General features: G+C 69.0%; 24 protein-coding genes, 1 tRNA gene and 1 riboswitch. Of the genes, 17 read left to right on the forward strand and 8 right to left on the reverse strand.

The window, feature by feature from the left end; translation table 11 throughout:
* Window positions 1–317: 317 nt before the first annotated feature.
* Together cuyB and cuyA are read right to left on the reverse strand one after the other, a co-directional pair.
* The gene (gene cuyB, locus AC2YHT_RS24355) at window positions 318–980 is read right to left on the reverse strand and encodes a cysteate racemase (RefSeq protein WP_487292408.1); all 663 of its coding nucleotides are present in this window, start codon (window positions 978–980) and stop codon (window positions 318–320) included.
* 9 nt (window positions 981–989) lie between these two features.
* Window positions 990–1,991, reverse strand: coding sequence for a D-cysteate sulfo-lyase (cuyA, locus tag AC2YHT_RS24360; RefSeq protein WP_487292409.1), 1,002 nt, complete (start codon window positions 1,989–1,991; stop codon window positions 990–992).
* A gap of 225 nt (window positions 1,992–2,216) precedes the next feature.
* Here cuyA and AC2YHT_RS24365 point away from each other — a divergent pair, with 225 nt between their 5' ends.
* Genes AC2YHT_RS24365 through ypfJ form a run of 3 tightly spaced genes read left to right on the forward strand, consistent with a single transcriptional unit; the run spans window position 2,217 to window position 4,085 of the window.
* Complete coding sequence (locus AC2YHT_RS24365) at window positions 2,217–2,804, forward strand: tetratricopeptide repeat protein (protein WP_487292410.1); 588 nt, start codon at window positions 2,217–2,219, stop codon at window positions 2,802–2,804.
* Window positions 2,805–2,823: 19 nt separating this feature from the next.
* Entirely contained in the window at window positions 2,824–3,222 is a 399-nt protein-coding gene (locus tag AC2YHT_RS24370) for a hypothetical protein (RefSeq protein ID WP_487292411.1), read from the forward strand.
* Window positions 3,223–3,239: 17 nt separating this feature from the next.
* Window positions 3,240–4,085 (forward strand): KPN_02809 family neutral zinc metallopeptidase, encoded by an 846-nt coding sequence (gene ypfJ, locus AC2YHT_RS24375; RefSeq protein ID WP_487292412.1) that lies wholly within the window; start codon window positions 3,240–3,242, stop codon window positions 4,083–4,085.
* Window positions 4,086–4,087: 2 nt separating this feature from the next.
* Here the strand turns inward: ypfJ and AC2YHT_RS24380 are convergent, their stop codons facing one another.
* Window positions 4,088–6,235 carry a hypothetical protein gene (locus AC2YHT_RS24380; protein ID WP_487292413.1) on the reverse strand — a complete coding sequence of 716 codons (2,148 nt, stop codon included), beginning with the start codon at window positions 6,233–6,235 and terminating at the stop codon, window positions 4,088–4,090.
* A gap of 126 nt (window positions 6,236–6,361) precedes the next feature.
* A riboswitch (TPP riboswitch) is annotated at window positions 6,362–6,467 on the forward strand.
* A gap of 74 nt (window positions 6,468–6,541) precedes the next feature.
* Between AC2YHT_RS24380 and thiC the strand changes: the two genes are divergently transcribed.
* The 4 genes from thiC (at window position 6,542) to AC2YHT_RS24400 (ending at window position 10,694) form a co-directional block, all read left to right on the forward strand.
* Window positions 6,542–8,380 (forward strand): phosphomethylpyrimidine synthase ThiC, encoded by a 1,839-nt coding sequence (gene thiC / locus AC2YHT_RS24385; protein ID WP_487292414.1) that lies wholly within the window; start codon window positions 6,542–6,544, stop codon window positions 8,378–8,380.
* 108 nt (window positions 8,381–8,488) lie between these two features.
* Entirely contained in the window at window positions 8,489–8,683 is a 195-nt protein-coding gene (locus tag AC2YHT_RS24390; protein WP_110133296.1) for a hypothetical protein, read from the forward strand.
* Between the two features lie 227 nt (window positions 8,684–8,910).
* Window positions 8,911–10,263, forward strand: a complete 1,353-nt coding sequence (locus AC2YHT_RS24395; RefSeq protein ID WP_487292415.1) for a S41 family peptidase — start codon at window positions 8,911–8,913, stop codon at window positions 10,261–10,263.
* A gap of 77 nt (window positions 10,264–10,340) precedes the next feature.
* The gene (locus tag AC2YHT_RS24400; protein WP_487292416.1) at window positions 10,341–10,694 is read left to right on the forward strand and encodes a DUF1428 domain-containing protein; all 354 of its coding nucleotides are present in this window, start codon (window positions 10,341–10,343) and stop codon (window positions 10,692–10,694) included.
* Window positions 10,695–10,697: 3 nt separating this feature from the next.
* On the opposite strand, the gene AC2YHT_RS24405 is transcribed toward AC2YHT_RS24400, so the two are convergent.
* On the reverse strand, window positions 10,698–11,483 hold the full coding sequence (locus AC2YHT_RS24405) for a tetratricopeptide repeat protein (protein ID WP_487292417.1): 786 nt from the start codon (window positions 11,481–11,483) through the stop codon (window positions 10,698–10,700).
* Window positions 11,484–11,611: 128 nt separating this feature from the next.
* On the opposite strand from AC2YHT_RS24405, the gene AC2YHT_RS24410 reads away from it, so the two are divergent.
* Complete coding sequence (locus AC2YHT_RS24410; protein ID WP_487292418.1) at window positions 11,612–12,013, forward strand: hypothetical protein; 402 nt, start codon at window positions 11,612–11,614, stop codon at window positions 12,011–12,013.
* 67 nt (window positions 12,014–12,080) lie between these two features.
* Entirely contained in the window at window positions 12,081–12,479 is a 399-nt protein-coding gene (locus tag AC2YHT_RS24415; protein ID WP_487292419.1) for a hypothetical protein, read from the forward strand.
* A gap of 236 nt (window positions 12,480–12,715) precedes the next feature.
* On the opposite strand, the gene msrB is transcribed toward AC2YHT_RS24415, so the two are convergent.
* Window positions 12,716–13,195 (reverse strand): peptide-methionine (R)-S-oxide reductase MsrB, encoded by a 480-nt coding sequence (gene msrB, locus AC2YHT_RS24420; protein WP_487292420.1) that lies wholly within the window; start codon window positions 13,193–13,195, stop codon window positions 12,716–12,718.
* Between the two features lie 65 nt (window positions 13,196–13,260).
* On the opposite strand from msrB, the gene AC2YHT_RS24425 reads away from it, so the two are divergent.
* Together AC2YHT_RS24425 and AC2YHT_RS24430 are read left to right on the forward strand one after the other, a co-directional pair.
* On the forward strand, window positions 13,261–13,581 hold the full coding sequence (locus AC2YHT_RS24425; protein WP_110121008.1) for a heavy metal-binding domain-containing protein: 321 nt from the start codon (window positions 13,261–13,263) through the stop codon (window positions 13,579–13,581).
* Window positions 13,581–14,165 carry a type 1 glutamine amidotransferase family protein gene (locus AC2YHT_RS24430; RefSeq protein WP_487292421.1) on the forward strand — a complete coding sequence of 195 codons (585 nt, stop codon included), beginning with the start codon at window positions 13,581–13,583 and terminating at the stop codon, window positions 14,163–14,165. Before AC2YHT_RS24425 ends, AC2YHT_RS24430 begins: the two co-directional genes overlap by 1 nt.
* Window positions 14,166–14,168: 3 nt before the next feature.
* On the opposite strand, the gene AC2YHT_RS24435 is transcribed toward AC2YHT_RS24430, so the two are convergent.
* Complete coding sequence (locus tag AC2YHT_RS24435; RefSeq protein ID WP_233245308.1) at window positions 14,169–14,600, reverse strand: GlcG/HbpS family heme-binding protein; 432 nt, start codon at window positions 14,598–14,600, stop codon at window positions 14,169–14,171.
* Window positions 14,601–14,641: 41 nt separating this feature from the next.
* Window positions 14,642–18,442: a LamG-like jellyroll fold domain-containing protein gene (locus AC2YHT_RS24440; protein ID WP_487292422.1), complete on the reverse strand. Its 3,801-nt coding sequence runs from the start codon at window positions 18,440–18,442 to the stop codon at window positions 14,642–14,644.
* A gap of 140 nt (window positions 18,443–18,582) precedes the next feature.
* On the opposite strand from AC2YHT_RS24440, the gene AC2YHT_RS24445 reads away from it, so the two are divergent.
* The 3 genes from AC2YHT_RS24445 (at window position 18,583) to AC2YHT_RS24455 (ending at window position 21,506) form a co-directional block, all read left to right on the forward strand.
* A complete protein-coding gene (locus AC2YHT_RS24445) occupies window positions 18,583–20,559 on the forward strand; it encodes an acetyl-CoA carboxylase biotin carboxylase subunit (protein ID WP_487292423.1) in 1,977 nt (658 codons plus the stop codon).
* Between the two features lie 42 nt (window positions 20,560–20,601).
* The gene (locus AC2YHT_RS24450) at window positions 20,602–21,003 is read left to right on the forward strand and encodes a DUF805 domain-containing protein (protein ID WP_487292424.1); all 402 of its coding nucleotides are present in this window, start codon (window positions 20,602–20,604) and stop codon (window positions 21,001–21,003) included.
* A 98-nt stretch (window positions 21,004–21,101) separates the two neighbouring features.
* On the forward strand, window positions 21,102–21,506 hold the full coding sequence (locus AC2YHT_RS24455) for a DUF805 domain-containing protein (protein WP_487292425.1): 405 nt from the start codon (window positions 21,102–21,104) through the stop codon (window positions 21,504–21,506).
* On the opposite strand, the gene lipB is transcribed toward AC2YHT_RS24455, so the two are convergent.
* A complete protein-coding gene (gene lipB, locus AC2YHT_RS24460) occupies window positions 21,503–22,228 on the reverse strand; it encodes a lipoyl(octanoyl) transferase LipB (protein ID WP_487292426.1) in 726 nt (241 codons plus the stop codon). The genes AC2YHT_RS24455 and lipB overlap by 4 nt on opposite strands.
* A gap of 75 nt (window positions 22,229–22,303) precedes the next feature.
* On the opposite strand from lipB, the gene AC2YHT_RS24465 reads away from it, so the two are divergent.
* From AC2YHT_RS24465 to AC2YHT_RS24475, 3 genes are all read left to right on the forward strand, one after another.
* Complete coding sequence (locus tag AC2YHT_RS24465) at window positions 22,304–22,555, forward strand: FliM/FliN family flagellar motor switch protein (protein WP_058349571.1); 252 nt, start codon at window positions 22,304–22,306, stop codon at window positions 22,553–22,555.
* 42 nt (window positions 22,556–22,597) lie between these two features.
* A complete protein-coding gene (locus AC2YHT_RS24470) occupies window positions 22,598–22,993 on the forward strand; it encodes a hypothetical protein (protein WP_487292427.1) in 396 nt (131 codons plus the stop codon).
* Between the two features lie 90 nt (window positions 22,994–23,083).
* Window positions 23,084–23,168: transfer RNA gene (locus tag AC2YHT_RS24475), tRNA-Leu, on the forward strand.
* Window positions 23,169–23,271: the final 103 nt, after the last annotated feature.

The raw sequence follows: 23,271 nt of genomic DNA on the forward strand, positions 1-23,271 counted from the left end.
CGCGCCCCCGGTCCTTCGAGCCTACGATGTGGCGGAGCGGTCTGACGAAGCCGAAACGCTAAACCACATCACGGTCTCCGGGCTCCGCCCGGCCGCTCCGCGCCTCCCCATCAGCTTTCGTGGATCGGCACGGGAGATCGCGAGCCCATGCCCCTCTCCCCTTGCGGGAGAGGGTGGCCTCCGAAGGAGGTCGGGTGAGGGGTCTCTCAGAACTCAACGCCGCGTGCGGCGGCCAGGCTGGGCGGAGCGTATCCCATCTGAGAAACCCCTCATCCGACCTGCTTCGCAGGCCACCTTCTCCCGCAAGGGGAGAAGGATCAGACGCACACCGCCACGCACCGCTGCGCCAACGCCTGCGTCGCGTCCACGAAAGGCACGGTCAGATCGTCCTGCCCCATCACCAGCGGAACCTCGGTGCAGCCGGCCACCACGGCCTGGGCGCCCAGCCCGACCAGCCGGTGGGCCAGGGCCGCCATGGTCTGGCGCGAGGCGTCCGAGAGGTCGCCGCGCTTTATCCGATAGAGCAGGGCCATGAACTCGACCTGCTCGTGGTCGCCCAGGCTCACCGCCTCCAGCCCCAGGTGCGAGAGGCGGTCGCGATAGATGGCCAGGGCCGAGCCGGTGCCCAGCACGCCGATCCGCGTCGCGCCGTGCACCCGCGCCGCCTCGACCGCCGTCTCCGGCAGGTCGATCAGCGGCAGGCCGCTGGCCTTCACCTGTTCGGCGAAGGCGTGGGCGGTGTTGCAGGCGATGGCCAGGACTTCGGCTCCGGCCTCGCGCAGCCCCGTCGCCATGGCCGCCAGCACCGGCCCGGCCGCATCGCCGTCGGTGTTGCGGTCGGGAACCTTGGGATTGATGTCGACCAGCACCCGGATGTGGTCCTGCTCGCGGACCACGGGCGTGGCCGCCTGCAGCTTGGCCAGGAAGTCGAGGGTGGCGGCCGGACCCATGCCGCCCAGCACGCCGAGGACCTTGCTCATCGCGATCTCCTAGCCCAGCGCCGGCTCCAGCACCGACTGGTAGCCGAACAGGCCCTGCGCCCCGCCGGTATGCAGGAACACCACGCGCTGGTTCTTGAACGCGCCCTTGCGGGCTTGATCGATCAGCCCCTTCATGGCCTTTCCCGAATAGACCGGGTCCAGCAGCAGCCCTTCCGTCCGCGCCGCCAGGGCCAGGGCGTCGACCACCCCCTGGTCGACCAGGCCATAGCCCTCGCCGACATAGTCGCAGTCGGCGACCACGGCCTCGCGCCGGACCCGGCCCGCCGCGCCGATCGTCTGCGCCGTGGCGACCGCCAGGTTGAAGACGTTCTCCTCCTGCTTGGCTTTCGGCGCGCGCACGCCGAAGCCGAGGATCGGGATATCGACCGACAAAGCCGCGAAGCCCGCGACCAGGCCCGCATGGGTGCCGGCGCTGCCGGTGGCGGTGACCAGCCGGTCGATCTTCAGATCAAGGCCGTCGGCCTGCACCACCAGCTCGCGGGCGCAGTCGACATAGCCCAGGGCCCCGACCGTGTTCGAGCCGCCGCCGGGGACCACATAGGGCTTGCCGCCGCGCCGGCGGACGAGCTCGGCGGTCGCCTCCAGCTCCTCGTTCATGTCGGTTCCGCCCGGCACGAAGCGGATCGAAGCGCCCATCAGCCGATCGAGCAGCACATTGCCGTTGCCGATGTAATCGCTGGCCTTCGATCCCGTCCGCTCCTCGAGGATGACCTCGGCCGCAAGGCCGTAGCGGGCGCCGGCCGCAATGGTCTGGCGCACGTGGTTGGACTGCACGGCGCCCTGCGTCACCAGGGTGTCGGCGCCGAGCGCCAGGGCCTCGCCGAGCAGGAACTCCAGCTTGCGGGTCTTGTTGCCGCCGCCGGCCAGGCCGGTGCAGTCGTCGCGCTTGACCCAGAGATCGATCCCCAGCTCCGCCCCCAGCCGCGGCAGCGGCTCCAGCGGCGTCGGCAGGTGGGCGAAGCGGGCGCGGGGAAAGCGGGCCAGATGCATGCGAAACTCCTATCCGGACGCTTGGAGATAGGCCGCGCCGCGCGGGCTGGCAAAGCGTTTCACGGCGTTTTGGCGGGTCTTCGGAAGCTGGCGGTGCTATGCTGGCGCTCGCCGGCCGGCCTCGACGTCGCCCGGCTCGAAAAGCCCGTCCCCGCGCGTCCGCGGCTTGGGTTCTCCCATCCCCGCGGGCCTGCCGGAAGGCCGGGTGAACGTTGGGAGAAACGCATGGAAGCCAAGACCATCTCGTCTCGGCCGCGCGCTCGCGGCTGGATTTTGGGTGTCGCCGCCTTGGCCCTCATCGCCCCTGTCGGCGGGGCGAGCGCCTCGGTGCTGATCATCGGCGGGGGCATGGCCAAGGACTGCTCCGAGGCCGTCATCAAGGGCCGTTCGGACGACCCGACGCTGCGCCTGTGCACCACGGCCCTCGAGGTCGAGAGCCTGAAGGCCGGCGACCGCGCTCGCACCTTCGTCAATCGCGGGGTGATCCAGCTGCGCCGCAAGGCCTATGTCCTGGCCCGCGAGGACTTCGACGCCGCCGGCCGCATCGACCCGACGCTGGGCGAGGCCTATGTCAATCGCGGCGCGGCCTATGTGGCCGAGGAACGCTTCGCCGACGGCCTGGCCGAGATCGACCGGGGCCTGGCCCTGGGCGTCAAGGATCCGGAGCGGGCCTTCTACAATCGCGGCCTGGCGCACGAGAACATGGGCGACCTGCCCGCTGCCTATCGCGACTACAGCCGCGCGGCCGAACTCGATCCCACCTGGGCGGCGCCGAAGGCCGAGTTGGCGCGTTTCACCGTCGAGAGCCGATGACGACAGCGACGGAGACGGCATGAGGCGAAGGTCTGGAAGGATCCTCCTGGCGGCGGGAGCGGCCGGTTCGGCGCTCGCCTGGGCGGCGGGGGCCGCTGCTCAGGTCGATCCGGGCCTGCTGCGCGAGCGGCAGGCCGCCCGGATGGAGGCCGACAGCCTGCGCCAGGACCAGTTGGCCGCCGCCCGCCGCACCCAGGCGGCCCGCGATCGCGCTGATGCGGCCGCGACCTTGCGCACGACCCAGCCGCCGGCTGCTCCGGGATCCCTCCGGCCCGCGCCGCCCCAGGTCCTGCCCGAGCGCGGCGATCCGGCGGCGGCCCTGTCGCTGCGCCTCGACGAACTCGACCGCTTGACCGACGCCCGCCTGGCGCGGAGCAATGCCGCCATCCGGGCCGTCAAGCCCGCTTCGGAACGCTGAAAGGGAGCCTTGCGCGCATGGAATGGGGAGGCGGCCGGCGCTCCGGCAACATCGAGGATCGTCGGGGCCTTGGTCCGGTCGGCATCGCGGGCGGCGGCATCGGCGCGGTGGCCTTGGCCGTGGTCGGCTTTCTGGTGTTCGGCATCAGTCCAGAGACCACGCTCAGCGTCGTCAACGGCGTGCAGCAGCCTGCCGCCCAGCAGGAAGGCCAGCGCGGCTCGGTGCAAGACGAGGGCGGTCGCTTCGTCGACGTCATCGAGACCTCGAACGCCGACGTCTGGGGGCCGATCTTCGCCCGCTCGGGCGGCAAGTACGTCCCGCCGGCGGCCGTGGTGTTGTACGACGCCTCGACCGGCACCGGCTGCGGCGCGGGCCAGGCGGCGATGGGGCCGTTCTATTGCCCGGCCGACCGCAAGGTCTATCTCGACCTCAGCTTCTGGAACGAGCTGGAGACCAAGTTCGGGGCCAAGGGCGAGTTCGCCCGCGCCTATGTGATCAGCCACGAGATCGGCCACCACATCCAGAACCAGCTGGGCGCCAACCGCCAGGCCGACCGCCTGGGCCGGCAGGGCGCGCAGAGCGGCTCGGTGCGGCTGGAGCTGCAGGCCGACTGCTACGCCGGCGTCTGGGCCCGCCACGCGCCGGAGGTCTCCAACATCCAGATCACCCGCGCCGACATCGAGGACGGCCTGGGGGCCGCGGCCTCGGTCGGCGACGACGCCATCCAGGAGAAGGCCCAAGGACGCGTCATGCCCGACAGCTTCACCCACGGCACCAGCGCCCAGCGCATGCGCTGGTTCGGCAAGGGCTATGACGCGGGCAAGCCGGCCGCCTGCGACACCTTCTCGGCGAGCGCGCTCTAGGCCTATTCGGCCGGCACGGCGGCCGGCTGGGGCACGGACTGGGGCGCGGGCTCGGGCGGCGACTTCGGCTCGGGCTTGCGCTTGAGGTTGTCGCCCAGCACCTCGCGGGCCCGCTTCCAGATGTCCTCGGCGAACACCGCGCCGATGAAGCCCATGGCCAGCATGCCGATCGGGTTGGTCTGGCCGCCCTCGTTGAACAGCCGCGCGCCGCACTCGCTGAGCAGGAAGATCGTGAAGGCCGCGCCCATGCCGTGGACCAGCACCCGGGCCGGAGCCCCGCTGACCGCCACGCGCTCGCCCACCCGCACCAGCCCGTCGTCGTCGACGACGTAGTTGGCGCGGAAATAGACGATGTTGTTGCTGCCGGCGTGGTCGCTGCGGGAAGCTGCGTTGATCCGCAGCGCCAGGGCCTTCAGGGCCAGGATCTCCTGCCGGCGGATTTGGCGCTGGCGTTCGGCCGGGGGCGAGACGTCGTCGTCGGCCGGCGGCGGGGTCTGGGTCAGGACTTCGCTGCGGGCGAACAGGTCCTCGATCCGGGCGCGGGCGGCGGCGTCGACCGGCTGGTCGGGCTCATTGGCGGCTTCGGGCCGATCGGGTCGGCCCAGCATGCGGATCGCCGCGCCGAACAGGCCAAAGCCGATCAGGCCCAGGATCAGCAGGGTCGAGGCCGGCACCCCGATCAGCCAGCGGTACAGCACCCGCTCGATCAGGTTGCCCAGCCGCAGGTTGCGATCGGCCTCCACCTCGTCGGAAGTCGTCTGCAGCGTCGTCTCGTTCGGCGCCTTGCAGGTCTTCTTGATCTCCTCGGTATAGGGCGCGGCGGCGGCCAGATTGCGCAGGTTCATCCGGCGATCGACGATCGACACGGTCTGCACGCCGGCCAGCGCTCCCAGGCACTGGCGCAGCTGCAGGCGGCGGGAGACCACCTGCTCGCGATAACGCTCGACCAGGATGTCGACATAGCCGGGCAGCTGGCTGGGCGGGAACCGGCCGACCGCCTCGTTGTAGGCGGCGACGATCTCCAGCTTGCGCGACACCCGGTACTGCTCGAAGCGCTGGCTGAGCTTCTGATAGTCGTTCACGCCCTGAACGATGATCCGCAGCTGCTCGGCCTGGTCCACCGCCGGCGTGACGGGCAGGGCGGCAGTCACACCGGCGGCGACCGGCGCGGGTTCTCCGCCCACCTCCGGCCCTCGCACGGTCGCTGCGGGCGGGGAGGGCGGCACGGCGTTGGCGGCGTTGACGGCCTGGCCCAGCAGGAGGCCGGTGTTCACCGTCAGCGGCTCCATGCTCTGGTTCGACATCGCCTTGGCCTCGACCTCGTCGAGCCGTCGGTTCAACTCGGCCTGGTCGACCGCCGTGGTCTCCTGGGTCAGCAGCAGCAGCGAGCCGATGGCCAGATACGAGGCCGGGATGAGGATGGCCGTGTAGACGACGGCGGCGATCCACTTCGGATAGGCGATGATCGGCTCGCGCGAGCCGTCGCCCGGGTACCATTGCAGCCGCGCCTCGGCCAAGGCGCGGGCCAGGACGAGGCAGAGGCCGAACACGATCAGGAACCAGATCCAGGCCCCGCCGGTCACCGCCGTCGCGCTCGTCGCCGACAGGCCGGCGGGGATCAGGTCGGCCGGCGTGCAGGCCCGGTCGCCACGGCTGATGAAGCCGTGCAGCACGCCGGTGATCCGGCCCTTCAGCACCGCCTGTCGACGCTGCTCGGGCTTGGTCAGGGCGTCGCCCGAGCAGGGGTCGATGCCGCTGACCGCCTGGGAGACCAGGGCCGGCGTCCAGGCCAGGGCCGCTTCGACCACCCGACCGGTCTTCTGGGCCAGCGAGCCGATCGCCGGCGGCGAGGCGACCGAGGCTATGGCCAGCGACATGGCCACGGCCACAACCGAGGCGCTGGTCAGCGCCTGCTGCTGCGGGGTCACGGCGACGGCCAGTCCCCAGAAGATCGTCGCCCAGACCAGCGCCGCCAGCGACAGCAGCGCCAGCCAGCCGCCGAAGAAGGCCAGGTCCAGCGGCAGGTCCGGCAGATAGAACAGCAGAAGGCCGATGATCGCCGCCGGAACCGCGGCCGCGGCCAGCAGCGGCAGGCCCAGCGGCATCTTGGACCGCGCGAAGAAAGCCAGAAGATCGAAACGCTCGCCCATGTCGGCTCCCCTCGCCACGGCGTTGTGTCGCCTGAGATGTATCCGCCTGATCGTGCAACCTGTAAATGCGTTGACGAAACGGCGTTCTTGCGCCCTTGACCCACGCGTCAATCACCCTAGTGTCCGCCCTGTTCACCGGGGGGTCGCTGTCGCGGCTGAGATTGGGCTTGAGCCCTGACCCGTCGAACCTGATCCGGGTCATGCCGGCGAAGGGAGGGAACGCGGTCCGGAGGCGTACAGTCCAGGCCGTACAACCGACTTAGCTCGACACGTCCGGGTCTCTTCAATGCTTGAGGAGCCCGCAACATGAACGCCCAAACCCCCATCATTCCGGCGACAAGCGACGTCGCCACCGGACCCATTCCCGGGTCGCGCAAGGTCCATCAGGCCGGCGAGCTGTTTCCCGACATCCGCGTGCCGTTCCGCGAGGTGGCCGTCCACCCGTCGGCCAACGAGCCGCCGGTGACGATCTACGACCCGTCCGGCCCCTACACCGACCCGACCGCCAAGATCGATATCGAGAAGGGCCTGGAACGGGCCCGCGAAGCCTGGGTCGTCGCCCGCGGCGACGTCGAGGTCGTCAGCAACCCGCGCGAGGTGAAGCCCGAGGACAACGGCTTCGCCCAGGGCAAGCACCTGGCTCCGCAGTTCCCCGACAGCGGCCGCAAGGTGTATCGCGGAACGACCGGCAAGCTGGTCACCCAACTGGAATACGCCCGGGCCGGGATCATCACCGCCGAGATGGAATACGTCGCCATCCGCGAGAACCTGCGCCGCGAGCAGTCGGCGCCCTGCGTGCGCGATGGCGAGGACTTCGGGGCCAGCGTCCCCGACTTCGTGACGCCGGAGTTCGTGCGCCAGGAAGTGGCCCGCGGCCGCGCCATCATCCCGGCCAACATCAACCACGGCGAACTGGAGCCGATGGCCATCGGCCGCAACTTCCTGGTCAAGATCAACGCCAACATCGGCAACTCGGCCGTGCTCGGCACCGTCGCCGACGAGGTCGACAAGATGGTCTGGGCCACCCGCTGGGGCGCTGACACGGTCATGGACCTGTCGACCGGCCGCAACATCCACAACATCCGCGACTGGATCATCCGCAACAGCGCCGTGCCCATCGGCACCGTGCCGATCTACCAGGCGCTGGAGAAGGTCGGCGGCGTGGCCGAGGACCTGAACTGGGAAGTCTTCCGCGACACCCTGATCGAGCAGGCCGAGCAGGGCGTCGACTACTTCACGATCCACGCCGGTGTGCGTCTTCCGTTCGTGCCGATGACCGCCAAGCGTGTCACCGGCATCGTCAGCCGCGGCGGCTCGATCATGGCCAAGTGGTGCCTAGCCCACCACAAGGAGAACTTCCTCTACGAGCGCTTCGAAGAGATCTGCGAGATCATGCGCGCCTACGACGTGTCGTTCTCGCTGGGCGACGGCCTGCGTCCGGGCTCGACCGCCGACGCCAATGACGAGGCCCAGTTCTCGGAACTGCGCACCCTGGGCGAGCTGACCAAGGTCGCCTGGAAGCATGGCGTGCAGGTGATGATCGAGGGGCCTGGCCACGTGGCCATGCACAAGATCAAGGCCAACATGGACGAGCAGCTGAAGCACTGCCACGAGGCCCCCTTCTACACCCTCGGTCCGTTGACCACCGACATCGCCCCTGGCTACGACCACATCACCTCGGCGATCGGGGCGGCGATGATCGGCTGGTTCGGCACGGCCATGCTCTGCTACGTCACGCCCAAGGAGCACCTGGGCCTGCCCGACCGCAACGACGTCAAGACCGGCGTCATCACCTACAAGTTGGCGGCCCACGCCGCCGACCTCGCCAAGGGCCATCCCGGCGCGGCCATGTGGGACGACGCCATCAGCCGGGCGCGGTTCGAGTTCCGCTGGGAGGACCAGTTCAACCTCGGCCTCGATCCCGAGACCGCCCGGGCCTTCCACGACGAGACCCTGCCCAAGGAGGCGCACAAGACCGCGCACTTCTGCTCGATGTGCGGTCCGAAGTTTTGTTCGATGAAGATCAGCCAGGAAGTCCGCGACTTCGCCGCCGCCCAGGCGCCGAACGCCGCTGACCTCGGGATGGCGCAGATGAGCGAGAAGTTCAAAGAACAGGGCTCGGAGATCTATCTGAAGGCCGAGTGAGGCGGCGCGCGGCGGGTCTTCACGCTCCGGTGAAGACCCGCCGCGCACGCTTAAAAATTGCCCTCATGGGTGTATCGTTGTGGCGTTGCAACTCATGAGGTTACCGTCATGGCGCTCCGCCCCATCGTCCTCGCGCATGCCAACGATCCGCATTGGATCATCGAACTCTGGCTCAAGATCCACGGCGGCGACCCCGCGCCCGACGTTCGGGTGGTCAACAAGGCCACGATCGACATCGTCAAGGCCCTGGTCCCGCACCTGGACGCGGCCAAGCAGAAGGCCGTCCTGGCCGCGCTGGGCTGATCCGCGCGCGGCCGTGAACGCCGCCTGCCGTGGAATATCGATGGGCCCGGTTCGCAGAGCCGGGCCTTTTCGCGTGGCGGAGCCGGCTCTGTGGCGAAGAAGGCCGGCAGTTGCTAGCCTCGCATCCGTCATGAGCCAGCGATCCGATATCAGGCGCGTCGAAGAGGCCTCCGGGAAGGCCGCCTGGAAGGCGCGCCGTGCGGCTGTTCAGCCCTGACCGAGCTTTCATGAAAGCCCTAGCCTGTGCCGCCCTGATCGCGGGACTGTCCGTCGGCGCGCCGTCCCTGGCGGCCGAGGCAGCGCGGCCGGTCGTCGAGAACGGCGTCGTCGCGCCCGCGCTGCAAGGCGTCTGGCGGTCGCGGGGTTACGGCTGGATCGTGCGGTTCGACGTCAAGGGACCGAGCCTCTACCATGTCGCCGGGGCTGACTGCTGGCGTGACCCCCGGCCGGAAGCCGATCCCGACGGCGTGCTGAAACTGTGGCGGCCGGCCGGGAAGGACACGGTCGAGATCGCCGGCGAGGCGGATGGCACGGTCTATGGCTTCGATCGGCTGAAGGCCTTGCCCAAGGCTTGTGCGGACGCGCGACCCTGGACGCCGCAGCGGACCTTGGCCGCCGTCGCCGACGCCTTCGCGGCCTACTATCCCCTGTCGGCCGAGCGCGGCTTCGACTGGACCGCCCGCCGACGCGAGGCCTTCACGGCGCTGAGGCCGGCGCCGGACGAGGCGCCCCTGTGGAAGGCGCTGGGCGTCCTGCTGCGCGGAATCTCGGACCCGCATGTCCAGCTCGACGGCGTCATCGCCGGCGAGCCGCGATCGCGCCGGTTTGGCGAGGCTCCCGTGCTGCTGAACGCGCAGGGAAGGCCCGGCGGCGAGGCGGGGTGGCGCAAGGCCTGGCGCGACAGCGTGCTGGCCGCGCCGTTCCACGCCCGTCAGGTCGCCAACGGTCGGATCTTCTGGGGACGCGACGGCGATGTCGGCTATCTGGCGATCGTCAGCATGGGCGGGTTCGACCCCGCGGCCGGCGATGACGACACCGTTGCGCTAGACGCGGTCCTGGACGAGGCCATGACAGCCTTCGCCGGCGCCTCGGCCGTGATCGTCGACGTCTCCAACAATCGCGGGGGCTACGACACCATCAGCCGGCGGATCGCGGCGCGGTTCGCGGCCGGGCGCGTCGTCGTCGGCTCCAAAATCCCGACCGGCGTGGTCGGGCCGTCGCAGGACCTGGTCGTCGAGCCGTCGGACCGGCCGCGTTATCTCGGGCCGGTCTGGCTGCTGACCAGCCGCATCACCGTCAGCGCCGGCGAGACCTTCACCCTGATGATGCGCGGCCTGCCCAACGTGCGCCAGGTCGGGGAAACCACGCGGGGGGCGCTGTCGGACCAGGTTCCCATGCCGCTCCTGAACGGCTGGCGCTTCGCCCTGCCGGCCGAGATTCATCGCGACCCCGAGGGCCGGGTGGTCGAGGGCGTGGGGATCGCCCCGCAGGTCCCGCTGACCGTCTATCCGCCCGACGATCCGGGCGATGGCCACGCCAAGGCGCTGGCCCGTCTCCTGGAAATGATCCGCGCCCGCTGAACTTTTTCCTCGCCGTTGTCGGCCTTCCGGGCGTTCGATCGTCCTGGGGGAACGACAACATCCAGGGAGGATACCCCATGACCTATGTCGATGGTTTCGTGGTCGCCGTGCCGAAGGCCAATGTCGAGGCCTACAAGGAGATGGCGACTCTGGCGGGCTCGATATGGATGGAGCTTGGCGCGCTGTCCTACGTCGAGGCGATCGCCGACGACGTGCCCTATGGCGAGCTGACCTCGTTCCCTCGCGCCGTCCAGTTGAAGGACGACGAGGTGACGGTCTTTTCGTGGATCACCTACGAGAGCAAGGCCAAGCGCGACGAGGTGATGGCCCAGGTCATGGCCGACGAGCGGCTCAAGCCGTACATGGAGAACATGCCGTTCGACGGCAAACGCATGATCTTCGGCGGCTTCGAGGCGATCGTGGAGCGCTGAGGCCTATTTGAGGGCCTTGGACTCCTCGCCGTTGACCAGCTCCATGCCGCGTTGCTCGGCGCCGGCGCGCAGCTGGGCGATGTAGGCCAGTTCGTGCTTGGCGCCGCCGTGGTCGGGCTCGATCTCCCGCGAAGCCTTGTAGGCGGCTTCGGCCTCGTCCAGGCGATTGAGCTCGATCAGCGTGAAGCCCTTGGCCCGCAGCAGGCGCGCCTTGCCCTGCTGGTCGCCGAGCAGCATGCCGCTGGCGTTTTCGAAGGTCGCTTCGTAGAGCGCCAGGGCTTCGGCGTGCCGCTTCTGGAGCGTCAGCACCATGCCCTTCTCGGTGACGAGCATCAGGTTGTCGGGCTGCAGGGCCAGGCCCTTGTCCAGCCAGAACGTGGCCTTCCTCATGTCGCGGGCCTCGACGGCGGCCGAGCCCAGCAGGAAGATCGCCTGGCCGTAGGTGTTGTACTCGATGTCGACCCGCGTCGATCCGCTGGGATTGGCGTCCTTGCCCGTCGCGCCGGCGATCAGGGCGGGGATCAGGCCTTGGTCCAGATTGGACGCGCGGACGATGACGCGGTCGCCCTTCCGTTCGATCAGGGGGTAGGCGTCGGGCGTGCGCGACGCCACGTCCTCCAGCGCGGGGATCATGGCCTGGATCTTCTTCAGATCCGACCCCATGGCCTTCTGGACGATCTGGCGATCCTTGTCGGCGCGGGCTTCGGCGGCGGTCGGCGCGGCGAGAGCACCGTTGGCGACGGGTGCGGCGGCGAGCAGCAGGGCGGTGAACGCGACGACGAAACGCATGACGGGCCTCCGGTGAAGTTCGAAAGCTATTCTACAATCGTAAGATTGCAAGTCTTGCGGTTGTGGTGATCGCCATTCTCCTTTTCGGGGAGTTGGAACGGCCCAAGCGCCCTTCGCATTCCATGCCCATGCTCGAACTCCTCCTGGACCTCTGCAACCTGCTCGGTGGCTTTCTGCTGGCGATCGGTCTCCTGGCGCTGTTGCCGCGCGCGGGCGACGACCTCGCGCGGTTCGCGGGCAGACTGGCGCCGTTCGGCTGGATCGTCGGGATCGCGGCCCTGGTCTGCGGCGGCTACTTCCTGATCGTCCACCTGGTTTCGGGGCCGCACGTCTTCCACTTCGAGATCGTCGACCTGGCGGTCGGCGTCCTGCTGCTGTGGGATCGGCTGTGGGCCGGGGCTGTGGCCCGGCGCCTGGGCGCGAGCGGCGACCTGCCGGCCAGCGGCTCGCAGGGCGCGGGCCTCGTCCTGGCGGTGTTCGGGATCATCGCCATGATCGTCGGGTTGCAGGGCCTGTTCACGCCCGATTGACGAGTAACGACCGCTTAAGGGCGAGGGCGCAGACTCCTGGCCAGTACGAGCGGTCAGGGAGGCCGTCATGTCGTCTACCGTCACCTCCAGCACGCGGCGATTCAGCGATCACTTCGAGCCGCAGGACATCGATCCGCAGGAGCAGCGCAGGCTGCGCGGCCACCTGGAGCAGATCGACTACACCGCCTTCGTCTCCAACCGCGAGATCATGGCCCAGACCCTGGGACGGCTCGACGCCGGGCATTTCCAGAAGCTGGCCGTGAGTACGGCCCAGTCCCGGGCGCGGTGGGCGGCGGCGGCCCTGGCGATCAGCCAGTCGGGCCGTCCGCCCGAACCGGCGGAAGTCGAGAGGCTGGCCGCCCTGCGCACGGCCTATGACGAACTGTCGGCCGCCTACGAGGCCCTGCGCCGGATGGTCGAGCGCGGTTATGTCGCCTACGGCTCCACCGTCGCGCCGGGGGACTAGGGGTTCGCGTCGGAAGAAGGTTGGGGGGAAGGGGCCTTCTCCCGACGCGTCCGCCATGGAGCGCCAAACCCTGCCGGAGGCTAAGCGCGGGCGGTTCGGGCGGTCGTCTAGGGGACGTCGCCCGAGCGAGTCGCCGATCCATCGGCGTCGAGCGCGAATGTGCTCTTTATAGTTGTGTGCGACAACCCATTTTTTCCACCGACGGTCGAACTTCCGTTACGGAAGCTTCGCCATGGTTAGGGTAGCCGATCACCGCGATGCAGCGGGTCGGGCAGGGGCTCGCCGCTCGCCACGAATTGCAGCGACACCGAATTGATGCAGTAGCGTAGCCGCGTCGGGGCCGGACCGTCGGGGAAGACGTGGCCCTGGTGGCTGTCGCAGCGGGCGCAGCGCGTCTCGATGCGGACCATGCCGTAGGAGGTGTCGCGCACGGCCTTGACGTGCTCCTCGTCGTACGGCGCGTAGAAGCTGGGCCAGCCGGTGCCGCTCTCGAACTTGGTCTCGTGCTTGAACAGCGGTAGGCCGCACAGCCGGCAGCCATAGACGCCGGGGTTCTTCTCGCCGAGCAGGCCGCCGCAGAACGGGGCTTCGGTGCCGTGGTGCAGCAGGACGCGCGCCTCCTCGGCGGTGAGGTCGCCCTCCAGGCGCTCGCGCTCGGGCTCGGTGGGCGGGGTCAGGTCGAAACCTGTGGAAGACAGGGTGGCGGCTTGGGTCATGCATGCCAATCTAGGGTTTCGAGCGGCTCGCCGGTAGGGCGCGCGGCATCAAGGGACGGAAACGCATGATCACCTCGACCACTCCGTACGTCGCCGAGCGCGAGACGGTGGCCACCCTGGGCGTCGTCTCCGGCGAGGCGATCATCGGCGCGCACATCTTCCGCGACCTGTTCGCCGGCATCACCAACATCATCGGCGGCCGCGCCGGCGGTTACGAGAAGGCCCTGCGCGAGGCGCGCGACATCGCCCTGCAGGAGATGATCGACGAGGCCCGCCGCCTGGGCGCCGACGCCGTGGTGGGCGTCGATCTCGACTACGAGGCCCTCGGCGCCGACAACGGCATGCTGATGGTCACCGCCGCCGGCACCGCCGTGAAGCTGCGCTGATGACCGTCGCCGTCGCCTTTCTCCAGCCCGGCTGGGCCGACTGGGAAGCCGGTCCCGTGCTGGCCTCCCTGCGCGAGTACTTCAAAGTCCAGATCGAGATCGCCACCCCGACCGGCGATCCGGAGACCTCGATTGGCGGCATCCTCGCCGCCGCCGACTACGGTTTCGACGATCCGGTGCTGTCCGACGCCGACGTCTTTCTGCTGATCGGCTCGGACGCTTGGCAGGGCTACGAGAACGAGACCCTGTTCGCCCTGCTCAAGCAGGTCCACGCCGACGGCAAGATCGTCGCCGGCATCTGCGGCGCGACCATCGCCCTGGCCAAGGCTGGCCTGCTGGCGGGCAAGGTCCATACCTCGAACGGCAAGGACTGGCTGGCCGAGCAGGCGCCGGGCTACGCGGGCGCCGAGGGCTATGTCGAAACCCCGCGCGCGGTGGTCGACGGCAAGGTCGTCACCGCCGCCGGCTCGGCGCCGGTCACCTTCTCGGCCGAGGTCACCCGTCTGGTCGCGCCCGAGGCGTCCGAGCGGCTCGACGGCTATGTGGCGATGTTCGCCAAGGAGTTTGGGGGCGGAGAGGGCTGAGGCCTACTTCACCGCCGCCGCGCCGGCGCGGGCGATGATCCCGTCCTGCTCCGGCGTGGCGCCCGAGACGCCGATCGCTCCGACGATCTTGCCGCCGGCGACCAGCAGTTCGCCGCCCTCGATGGCCAGGGCGCCGTTGGAGATGGCGTTGAGGTTGCCGGCCTTGACCGCGTCCTGGAACGCCTTGGTCGGGCGCTTGAAGCCGGCGGCGGTCTCGGCCTTGCGGCGCGCGACGCCCGGGGCGGCGTAGGACGCGCCGTCCATCTTCCACGACAGCACGGTCTGGCCGTTGGGCTCGACCACGGTGATGACGGCCGCCCAGCCGTTCTTCAGCGCCTCGGCCTCGGCGGCGCTGGCGGCCGTCTTGGCTTCCGCCAGGGTGACGTTGCGCCCGTACTCGAGGGCGTCGGCGGCGAGCGCGGCGGGGGCGGACATCGATAGAACTCCAAGAACGGTCAGGACGGCGAGGCGGCGGCTCATGGCAGTTTCACCTCGTCGTTGAGGGCGGTGATCTGCGGCTGGGTGGTGACGATGCGCAGGCGCAGTTCCGAGGGCTTGGCGCCCGCCGGGATCTTCAGTCGGGCCGTGGCGGTCTTGGGCAGCAGGTCCTTCGGCGCGGCCAGGGCGGGCACGGCCGTCGAGGCCAGCAACTTGCCGGCGGCGTCGACCAGCTCCAGCCGCGAGGCGGCCGCGTCCTGGGCGCCCAGGCTGTGGACCTTGGCGGTGATCGCCGAGCCCTTCACCGTCACGTCGCCGCGGCCGATGCCGAGGTCGGCGCGCTTGGCGGGATCGTCGCCCGCCTGGGCCAGGGTCATCTCGACGATACTCGTCTGGCCCGGCGGCAGGACCACGGTCACGGCCTTGGTGCGTTCGAAGGCGACCTGGCGGGTCTCGCCGGCGCCGTCGATCGTGTCGTCGCCGGTGTTGTCGATCCCTTGGGTCAGCGTCCACTGGCCCGGCGCGACGTTCCAGCCGGTCATCACCGCCGTCACCGGCTTGTCCGACAGGTTGTAGGCCACGACCTTGAAGCCCTTGGCCGTCCCGTCCTTGACCAGGATGGCGACGTCCTCGCCCCCAACGGCTTTTGGTGCGCCGCCTTCGAAGCGCCAGCTGACCAGGTGGCCCGGGTTCATCTGGCCGCGCTTGTTGGCGATGCCGCCCAGGCGCGAGCGTTGCAACACGTCCGATGGGATCTCCACCCGGTCCGACCACCAGTGGCCATCGGTGTGCATGTACATGTGCTGGTCGGCCCACTGGATCTCGTCGGCATAGGCCTTTTCGAGCCAGGCCTTGTCGCCGGTCAGGGTCCAGGCGGCGAAGCGCTCGATGGCTCCGCCCTTGGCCGCGGACTTGACGATGGCGTCCTTGTTGGCCTCGCCCAGGCCCAGCATGGAGAGAGCGTTGTCGTTGAGGTCGTTCAGCGATTTGACGCCGTTCTTGCCCATCCGCCACTGGATCGGGGCCAGGTACTTGGCGTCGCCCGTCCAGCGCCAAGCCTGCCAGAAGATCTGGAACGGCCCGCTGGCGCCCGAGCCTTGCAGCACCGTGCCGCCGCGCTCCGCATCCGTGCGCCAGTTGATCTCGTTGGGATAGGAGCCGTCGGGCTTCACGTGCGCCAGATAACCGTCGGCCAGGCCCAGCACGATGTCGCGCGCGGTGCGGTCGCCGTTGTAGTCGCCGATCAGGATCGCCGGGTGCACGACGCCGAACGAATAGGGCTTCTGCCACTCCCACGGGCCTTCGCGGTACGAGATCGCGCCGCTGTACCAGTTGGTGTTGAAGTGGACGTGGCCGGCCGGGTTCCTGTCGATGATCCCCGGCAGGGCCTTCACCGTCGTGAACAGCCGCTCGACCGCCAGCGGGTCGCCGTAGTCGATATACATCGCCTCGCTGTTGGAGTTGATGCCCTCCTCGTAGGCGTGCAGCTCGTCGGTGACGATGGTCGACAGGCCGTTCGTGAACATGCCGTTGCGGTAGACCGCGTCGGTCAGCCGGTTCAGCGAGTCGCGCACCTTGTCGGGATCGACGCCCATCAGGGCCAGGCCCGGCCACTGCTGCAGCAGGTCGCTGTCGTCCGACAGGCCGCCGCCGAAATCGCCGTAGGGGACCTGGCGCTCGTCGATCCACCAGTTGATGAACTTGGCGACGCGCTTGAGGTCCTCGGTCTGGCGGGAGGCCCACAGCGGTACGCCGTCCGGCGCCTGAGGCTGGTCGAAGGCCGGCCAGCCCTGGCTGCCATAGGTGATGTCGCCCCAGTACTCGCGGCCTTCCTTGTGGTCGGGATCGACGCGCAGCAGGTCGGAGATGTCGGCGTAGAGGCGGCGATAGAGGCCCTGGCGCTTGGAGGTGGTGTGCTCCTCGACCAGGAAGGCCCAGTTGTCCTTCACCTGGTTGAAGCGGTCGGCCACATGCTCGGCCTTGGCCTCCTCGCGGGCCTTGAAGACCAGGCGGATCTTGGCGCCGTCCAGCGCCTTGGGTCCGAAGTCGGCGCTGTCGGCGGCGATGGTCAGGTACAGGCTATCGGCCGTGAGGATGCGGTCGCGCAGGTCGAGCCAAAGGGTGCGCGCCTCGCCGGCCTTCACCGAGATCGAGACGTCGATCATGTTGCGGCCTGGCCAGATCGGGTCCTTGACCTGGATGTTCAGCGGGATCGTCGTTCCCGCCGCGCCCGGCAGGGCGGGGATGTCCAGCGCGACGCCGTCCAGGCCGTCGCGGGCGTTCTCCCAGCCATAGGCCCAGTTGCGGGCCAGGGCCTGAGCGGCCGGGGCGTCGCCGAAGCCTGACGGGATCATCACGTGGACGATCGGCAGGCCTTTCGTCGCGAGGTCGGCGGCCGGACGCTTGCGCTGCGGGGCCGCGTCGGGGATGGCCACGACCGTCGCCCGCTCGCCTGCCGGGAAGCGCCCCGCGACATAGGCGTTGAGGTCTGCCAGGTTCAGATAGTCCGGCGCCACCTCGGCTCGGACCGTGTAGTTCATCTTGAAGACGCCGTCGGGCTCCTTGCCGGCGCTGACGTCATAGCCCCAGATCTCCTGGATCGGGGTTTCCTGGTCGGTGTTGGTGAAGGTCAGCACGCCGCCCTTCAAGGGCTGGGCCAGGGAGGTGACCGAGCGGGCCAGGCCCTTGGCGCGGACGCCGACCTTCGCACCCTTGTCGCCGGCCTTCGCCGCCCAGGTCAGGTCGCCATAGGCGGTCCCCTGAATTTCAAGCCGGCTGATCGGTTCGTCGGGCAGGGCCAAGGTCAGGGCCTTGCCGCCCTCGACGTAAGTATTCCAGTCGGGAAGCTGGAAGTAGTCGTCGCGGCCTTCCAGGCGCGAGCGGTTGTAGACGCCGGGCCAGGTCGTCTCCGGAATGCCGTCGTTGGCCCGCCACATCCACTCCTTGAGGTCCTTGGCGTCGGTGAACTCGACCTTGCGGATGCGGGTGGCCGGATCGGTCAGCAGGGGCGGGAGCTCTCCGGTCCAGCCGTAGCGCAGCTTCCAGGCCGCGTGCGTGGCCGGGTCGTCCAGCGTCGGGACGGGGGCAGCCGCGGTCGGGGTCTCGTTGCGGGCCAGGGCGGCGACGCCGGACGCGTCCAGGGCGCGGTCATAGACGCGGATCTCGTCGAGGTCGCCGCCGCGCAGGAAATTGTAGCGGCTCTGCACCTGGTGCGGAGCGATCACCCGGCCGGCGACGCCGAACTGGTCCAGGCCCGCGTCATAGACCCGCTTGGCTTCTTTCTTGGCCACGGGCTTGCCGTCGACGAACAGCTGCACGCCGGTCTGCTCGTCCCAGGTGAAGGCCAGGTGCGTCCAGGCGTCGGCGGCAGGCGGCTTGTCCAGCTTGAACGAGACGCGGGTGCGGGCCAGGCCGTTGTCGGTGACGAAGGCGTCGAAGCCGTGGCCGTTCCAGTCGATGCGCAGGAAGGCCATGTCCCAGCTGGTGTGGTCGGCGTAGCCGACGCGGAAGATCACGAAGGGCGCGACGCCGACCGGATAGCCCGAGCGCCAGAAGAACGAGAGCGTGCCGCGCTGGGCCTGGATGTTGCCGGGGGCGTTCCAGGCCAGGACGCCGTCGTCCTGGGCCGAGAGGGCCGGGCCGGCCTTGCCCGTCGGAATGACGGCGACCTTGTCGGCGAAGTTGGGGATGGCGTCGCCGGCCGCGTAGTCGGCCTTCAGGCCCTTGTCGCCGGAGACATGGAAGAGAAGGGCGGGTTCAGCCGGCCCGGCTGCGGCGGCCGCGCTGGCGGCGGCGATGACTGAAAAGGCGGAGGCCAGAAAAAGCGCCTGCTTCACCACGCGTCACTCCCTAAGTCGTTCTTATTGGAAACCGGTGTCATGGTTCCTGCGACGCTTTTAGCGCGAGCCGTCCGCGTTGCAAACCGGCCTTGGCCTGTTACGCCTAGGGACAAGGCGAAAAGCCGCGCAGGGATGGGCCGATGTTCAAGAAGATCCTGATCGCCAACCGGGGCGAGATCGCGGTGCGGGTGATCAAGACGTGCCGGCGGTTGGGGATCGCCACGGTGGTCGTGTACTCGGACGCCGACGCCGACAGCCTGGCGGTGGAGATGGCCGACGAGGCCGTAGACATCGGGGCCTCGCCGGCCGCCCAGAGCTATCTGGTGGCCGACAAGATCATCGCCGCCTGCAAACAGACGGGCGCGCAAGCCGTGCATCCGGGCTTCGGCTTTCTGTCGGAGAAGGCCGAGTTCGCCCAGCGCTGCGCCGACGAAGGGATCGTGTTCATCGGTCCCAACCCCGGCGCGATCTCGGCGATGGGCGACAAGATCGAGAGCAAGAAGTTCGCCGCCGCCGCCGGAGTGTCCTGCGTGCCGGGCCATATCGGCGAGATCGCCGACGTCGCCGAGGCGCTCTCGGTGTCGGAGACCATCGGCTATCCGGTGATGATCAAGGCTTCGGCCGGCGGCGGCGGCAAGGGCATCCGGGTGGCGTGGAACCGCCAGGACGTCGAGGAAGGCTTCCCGGCCGTGCGGGCGGAAGCCGCCGGGGCGTTCGGCGACGACCGCATCTTCATCGAGAAGTTCATCGAGAGCCCGCGCCACATCGAGATCCAGGTGCTGGGCGATAAGCACGGCTCCGTCGTCCACCTGTTCGAGCGGGAATGCTCGATCCAGCGCCGGAACCAGAAGGTCATTGAGGAAGCGCCGTCTCCGCTTTTGGATCCGGAGACCCGCGCGGCCATGGGGGCGCAGGCCGTGGCCCTGGCCAAGGCCGTGAACTACGACAGCGCCGGCACGGTCGAGTTCGTCGCCGGCCAGGACAAGAGCTTCTACTTCCTGGAGATGAACACCCGACTGCAGGTGGAGCATCCGGTCACCGAGCTGATCACGGGCCTGGACTTGGTCGAGCAGATGATCCGCTCGGCGGCCGGAGAGCCGCTGGCGTTCGGCCAGGAGGATCTGTCGATTAACGGCTGGGCGGTCGAGAGCCGGATCTATGCCGAGGATCCCTACCGCAAGTTCCTGCCCAGCATCGGCCGGCTGGTGCGCTATGCGCCGCCTGAGGAAGGCCAGAAGGACGGCTATCTCGTGCGCAACGACGCCGGGGTGCGCGAAGGCGACGAGATCTCGATGTTCTACGATCCGATGATCGCCAAGCTGTGTTCGTGGGCCCCGACCCGCACTGAAGCCGTGGCGGGCATGGCCCGGGCGCTGGAGGACTTCCACATCGAAGGCCCCAGCCACAACGTGCCGTTCCTGGCCGCGGTGATGGATCAGGAGCGCTTCGTCTCGGGCCAGCTGGCGACCAGCTACATCAAGGACGAATTCCCCGACGGTTTCGCGGGGACCGAGCCGACGCCAGCCCAGCTGGACATCCTGGCCGCCACGGGCTGCGCCCTGCAGCGGGTGCTGGCCCGGCGGCTCGGATCAAAGCGCACCGACTGGACGGTGGTGGTCGGCCACGCCAAGCGCCGGGTGCGGTTCGAGGCGGAGAGCGACCGGGGCCTGACGGTCAGCCTGCTCGACGAAGGCCGCAGCCTCGTCCTGAGCGACATCGCCTGGCGGCCGGGCCTGGCGACCTTCAGGGCCAAGCTGGACGGCCAGGCCTTCACCGCCGAGGTCGCCCCGGCCGCCGAGGGCTTCACCATCCGCCACCGGGCCGCCAAGGCCCGGGTGCTGGTGCTCACCGCCCGCAGCGCCGAGCTGCACGAGAAGCTGCCGGCCAAGGCTCCGGCCGACACCTCCAAGCTGGTGCTGTCGCCGATGCCGGGCCTCGTTGTCTCGATGGACGTCGCCGTCGGCCAGCAGGTGCGCGAGGGCGAGATCGTCTGCGTGCTCGAGGCCATGAAGATGCAGAACATCCTGCGCGCCGAGCGCGACGCCGTCGTCAAGGCCGTCAACGCCAAGGCCGGCGATCCCGTCGCCGCCGACCAGGTGCTGGTGGAGTTTTCCTGATCGATGTGGTCACGTCGAGGTTGATCCGCTCGGGGCGATTCAATGACCACGCTGCACAAGTTTTTCGGCTTCTCGGGCCGCATCCGTCGGCTCGACTACTGGCTGCTTAACCTGGCGCTCTATCTTCTGCTGATGTCGTTGGACCTCGTCACCTGGCTGGTGTCGCACTTCGGGGGCTTTACCCTCTTGTTGTCGCCGGCGTGGGACGCCGTCGGTCTGGCCGTCGCGGCCGTGGTGATCTGGGGCGTGGTCGCCGTCACCCTCAAACGTTGCCATGACCGCGACCGGGGATGGCCGTGGGCGGCGTTTTGCCTGCTCGTGCCCGTCGTCGGCTGGATCGTGGGCCTCATCGATCTCGGCTTCATCGACGGCGCGCCCGGCCCGAACCGTTTCGGTCCGTCCCCGAAGGGTCTTGGCGAAGCGCCGTTGAACCTGACAGTCTGAGCGCGTTTTCGAGCCGGGGTGTGACGCCGCCGCGACTTCCGCTCGCGGCCGGCTGCGCCTAGGTTCCGCTCGAAGAGAGTCGCGGAGCCTTGGCGAGCATGAACGGTCGGATCGATTGGGCGGAGCTGTTCCTGTCCTCCACGGGCAGATTGGCGCGCACGCCGTTCCTGATCGTCTCGGCCGTACTGATCGGCGTGGCCGTGCTCTATGAGGCCATCGCCGGCGACGTGCTGCGGCTGCTGACCGGCTGGCTGGTCTATTCGGCCCTGCTGTATTCGGGCGCCTGCGTGCTGTCCAAGCGACTGCACGATCGCGGCCGGTCGGGCTGGTGGGCGGCCCTGGTGCTGGCGGCCATGGTCGCCGTCTGGCCGACCCCGCAGCACTTCCTCGACTTCGCCTTCGCCATCGTCCTGGTCTGGGCGATCGTCGAGCTGGGCGTCATGGGCGGCGAGCAGGGCGCGAACCGCTACGGTCAGCCGCCCCTGAAGGCCCCCGCGATCTAGATCGGCGCGTCGGCGTCTTCCACGGCCCCGAACACTTTGCGGAAGCTGGCCTTCAGGGCCTCGTCGGCCTCGTCGAGGGTGACCGGCAAGCCAAGGTCCACCAGGCTGGTGACGCCGTGCTCTGTCTGGCCGCAGGGCACGATTCCCGAGAAGTGCGACAGGTCCGGCTCCACGTTCAGGCTGATCCCGTGGAAGCTGACCCAGCGGCGCAGCTTGACGCCGATGGCGGCGATCTTGTCCTCGCGCGACCAGCCCGCGCCCTTGCGCTCGACCCAGACGCCCACGCGGCCCTCGCGCATCTCGCCGACGACGTTGAAAGCGCCCAGGGCGTCGATGATCCAGGCCTCCAGCGCCGCGACGAAGGCTCGGACGTCGCGGCCGCGCTGGGTCAGGTCGAGCATCACGTAGGCCACGCGCTGGCCGGGGCCGTGATAGGTGAACTGGCCGCCGCGGGCGCTCTCGAAGACGGGGAAGCGCTCGGGCTCCAGCAGGTCGGAGGTCTTGGCCGAAACGCCGGCGGTGTAGAGCGGCGGATGCTCCAGAAGCCAGATCAGTTCGCCCGCCGAGCCGTCGGCGATGGCGGCCGCACGGGCCTCCATGGCGGCGACAGCTGCCGGGTAGGGCACGTAACCGGTCGAAACTGCCCACCCCGCCGCCAGGCCGTCGGGGCGTGACAAATCGGGAAGGTCTTTATCTTCAAGGTTTAACGGGCGATCAAGCATGCGGCCTTAGTCTTGCATGAGCCGAGGCGCGGGCTTTTCCGCCATCGGCAATTTCAGTTCCAGGGGCCTTAGTTCGTGAGCCAGGTCAACGCCGTCAATGTCGAGATCTCGGTTCTGCTCGGCCGGTCGATCTTGCCGATGCAGCAACTGCTGCGCATGGGCCGCGGCGCGGTGATCCCGCTGGACGCCAAGACCAACGACGAGGTCTGGATCCTGGCCAACAATCATCCGATCGCCCGGGGCGAAATCCAGATCAACGACGATCGCATCGCCATCCAGGTGACGGGGCCGGCCGACGTCTACGATTACATGGCGGGCGGCGCCTAAGGGACGTTGCCGGGGCGGGGCTTCGAAGCCAAGCTGCGCGCCATGGTCACGCTTCGATCCGTACTCGCCTGCGCCGTCGTCTTCGCCGCCGCCTCGGCCCATGCCGCGCCGGACCATGCGGGCCGGTACGACAATCTTCGCTATATCGACGAAGCCGACGACTATGTCGGCGCCCGGCTCACGGTGAAGACCGGGCCGCGGCCGACCGTGGACTTCGAGCTCTGCGAAGGCTGGTGCAACGGATCCCAGGTCTTCCCGGCGAAGATCGAGGGCGATCGACTCTCTTTCACCTATGTCATCCAGAGCGTCGACCAGAACGGCCGGCCCTCGCCCCACAGCCTGCCGGTCACCGGGCGGTTCGTGAAGGGCGGCCTGATCCTCAAGATCGGCGACGGCGAGCCCGAAAAACTGCGCAAGCTCGCGGCTATCCCCAGATAAACCCGGCGTCGGCGTGGCAATGGCGCGCAAGTCGTAACTCTCCTCTTCCCAAAGCCGATTCAGTTTGCTACCTGCCGCGCCTCACCACGAGCGGTCGTGGCGGAATTGGTAGACGCGCAGCGTTGAGGTCGCTGTGGGGCAACCCGTGGAAGTTCGAGTCTTCTCGACCGCACCAGGTGAACTTGCGTAGAGCGCGGCAGGCATCGGTTTCCGAATCGCCTTCCGCGCTCTAACCATTTTTCGGCCAAGGTTTCCGGGCAACCGCCCGCCGAGCTTAG

It is taken from the genome of Caulobacter sp. SRI_008 (assembly GCF_057586355.1).

Coding starts and splice junctions, on each gene's coding strand:
- AC2YHT_RS24400 (WP_487292416.1), top strand. CDS start 10,341: ATGACCTATGTCGATGGTTTCGTGGTCGCCGTGCCGAAGGCCAATGTC.
- msrB (WP_487292420.1), bottom strand. CDS start 13,195: ATGACCCAAGCCGCCACCCTGTCTTCCACAGGTTTCGACCTGACCCCG.
- AC2YHT_RS24395 (WP_487292415.1), top strand. CDS start 8,911: ATGAAAGCCCTAGCCTGTGCCGCCCTGATCGCGGGACTGTCCGTCGGC.
- AC2YHT_RS24470 (WP_487292427.1), top strand. CDS start 22,598: ATGGTCACGCTTCGATCCGTACTCGCCTGCGCCGTCGTCTTCGCCGCC.
- AC2YHT_RS24365 (WP_487292410.1), top strand. CDS start 2,217: ATGGAAGCCAAGACCATCTCGTCTCGGCCGCGCGCTCGCGGCTGGATT.
- lipB (WP_487292426.1), bottom strand. CDS start 22,228: ATGCTTGATCGCCCGTTAAACCTTGAAGATAAAGACCTTCCCGATTTG.
- AC2YHT_RS24380 (WP_487292413.1), bottom strand. CDS start 6,235: ATGGGCGAGCGTTTCGATCTTCTGGCTTTCTTCGCGCGGTCCAAGATG.
- AC2YHT_RS24455 (WP_487292425.1), top strand. CDS start 21,102: ATGAACGGTCGGATCGATTGGGCGGAGCTGTTCCTGTCCTCCACGGGC.
- AC2YHT_RS24435 (WP_233245308.1), bottom strand. CDS start 14,600: ATGTCCGCCCCCGCCGCGCTCGCCGCCGACGCCCTCGAGTACGGGCGC.
- AC2YHT_RS24445 (WP_487292423.1), top strand. CDS start 18,583: ATGTTCAAGAAGATCCTGATCGCCAACCGGGGCGAGATCGCGGTGCGG.
- cuyA (WP_487292409.1), bottom strand. CDS start 1,991: ATGCATCTGGCCCGCTTTCCCCGCGCCCGCTTCGCCCACCTGCCGACG.
- AC2YHT_RS24450 (WP_487292424.1), top strand. CDS start 20,602: ATGACCACGCTGCACAAGTTTTTCGGCTTCTCGGGCCGCATCCGTCGG.
- AC2YHT_RS24405 (WP_487292417.1), bottom strand. CDS start 11,483: ATGCGTTTCGTCGTCGCGTTCACCGCCCTGCTGCTCGCCGCCGCACCC.
- AC2YHT_RS24415 (WP_487292419.1), top strand. CDS start 12,081: ATGTCGTCTACCGTCACCTCCAGCACGCGGCGATTCAGCGATCACTTC.
- AC2YHT_RS24425 (WP_110121008.1), top strand. CDS start 13,261: ATGATCACCTCGACCACTCCGTACGTCGCCGAGCGCGAGACGGTGGCC.
- ypfJ (WP_487292412.1), top strand. CDS start 3,240: ATGGAATGGGGAGGCGGCCGGCGCTCCGGCAACATCGAGGATCGTCGG.
- thiC (WP_487292414.1), top strand. CDS start 6,542: ATGAACGCCCAAACCCCCATCATTCCGGCGACAAGCGACGTCGCCACC.
- AC2YHT_RS24430 (WP_487292421.1), top strand. CDS start 13,581: ATGACCGTCGCCGTCGCCTTTCTCCAGCCCGGCTGGGCCGACTGGGAA.
- cuyB (WP_487292408.1), bottom strand. CDS start 980: ATGAGCAAGGTCCTCGGCGTGCTGGGCGGCATGGGTCCGGCCGCCACC.
- AC2YHT_RS24390 (WP_110133296.1), top strand. CDS start 8,489: ATGGCGCTCCGCCCCATCGTCCTCGCGCATGCCAACGATCCGCATTGG.
- AC2YHT_RS24370 (WP_487292411.1), top strand. CDS start 2,824: ATGAGGCGAAGGTCTGGAAGGATCCTCCTGGCGGCGGGAGCGGCCGGT.
- AC2YHT_RS24410 (WP_487292418.1), top strand. CDS start 11,612: ATGCTCGAACTCCTCCTGGACCTCTGCAACCTGCTCGGTGGCTTTCTG.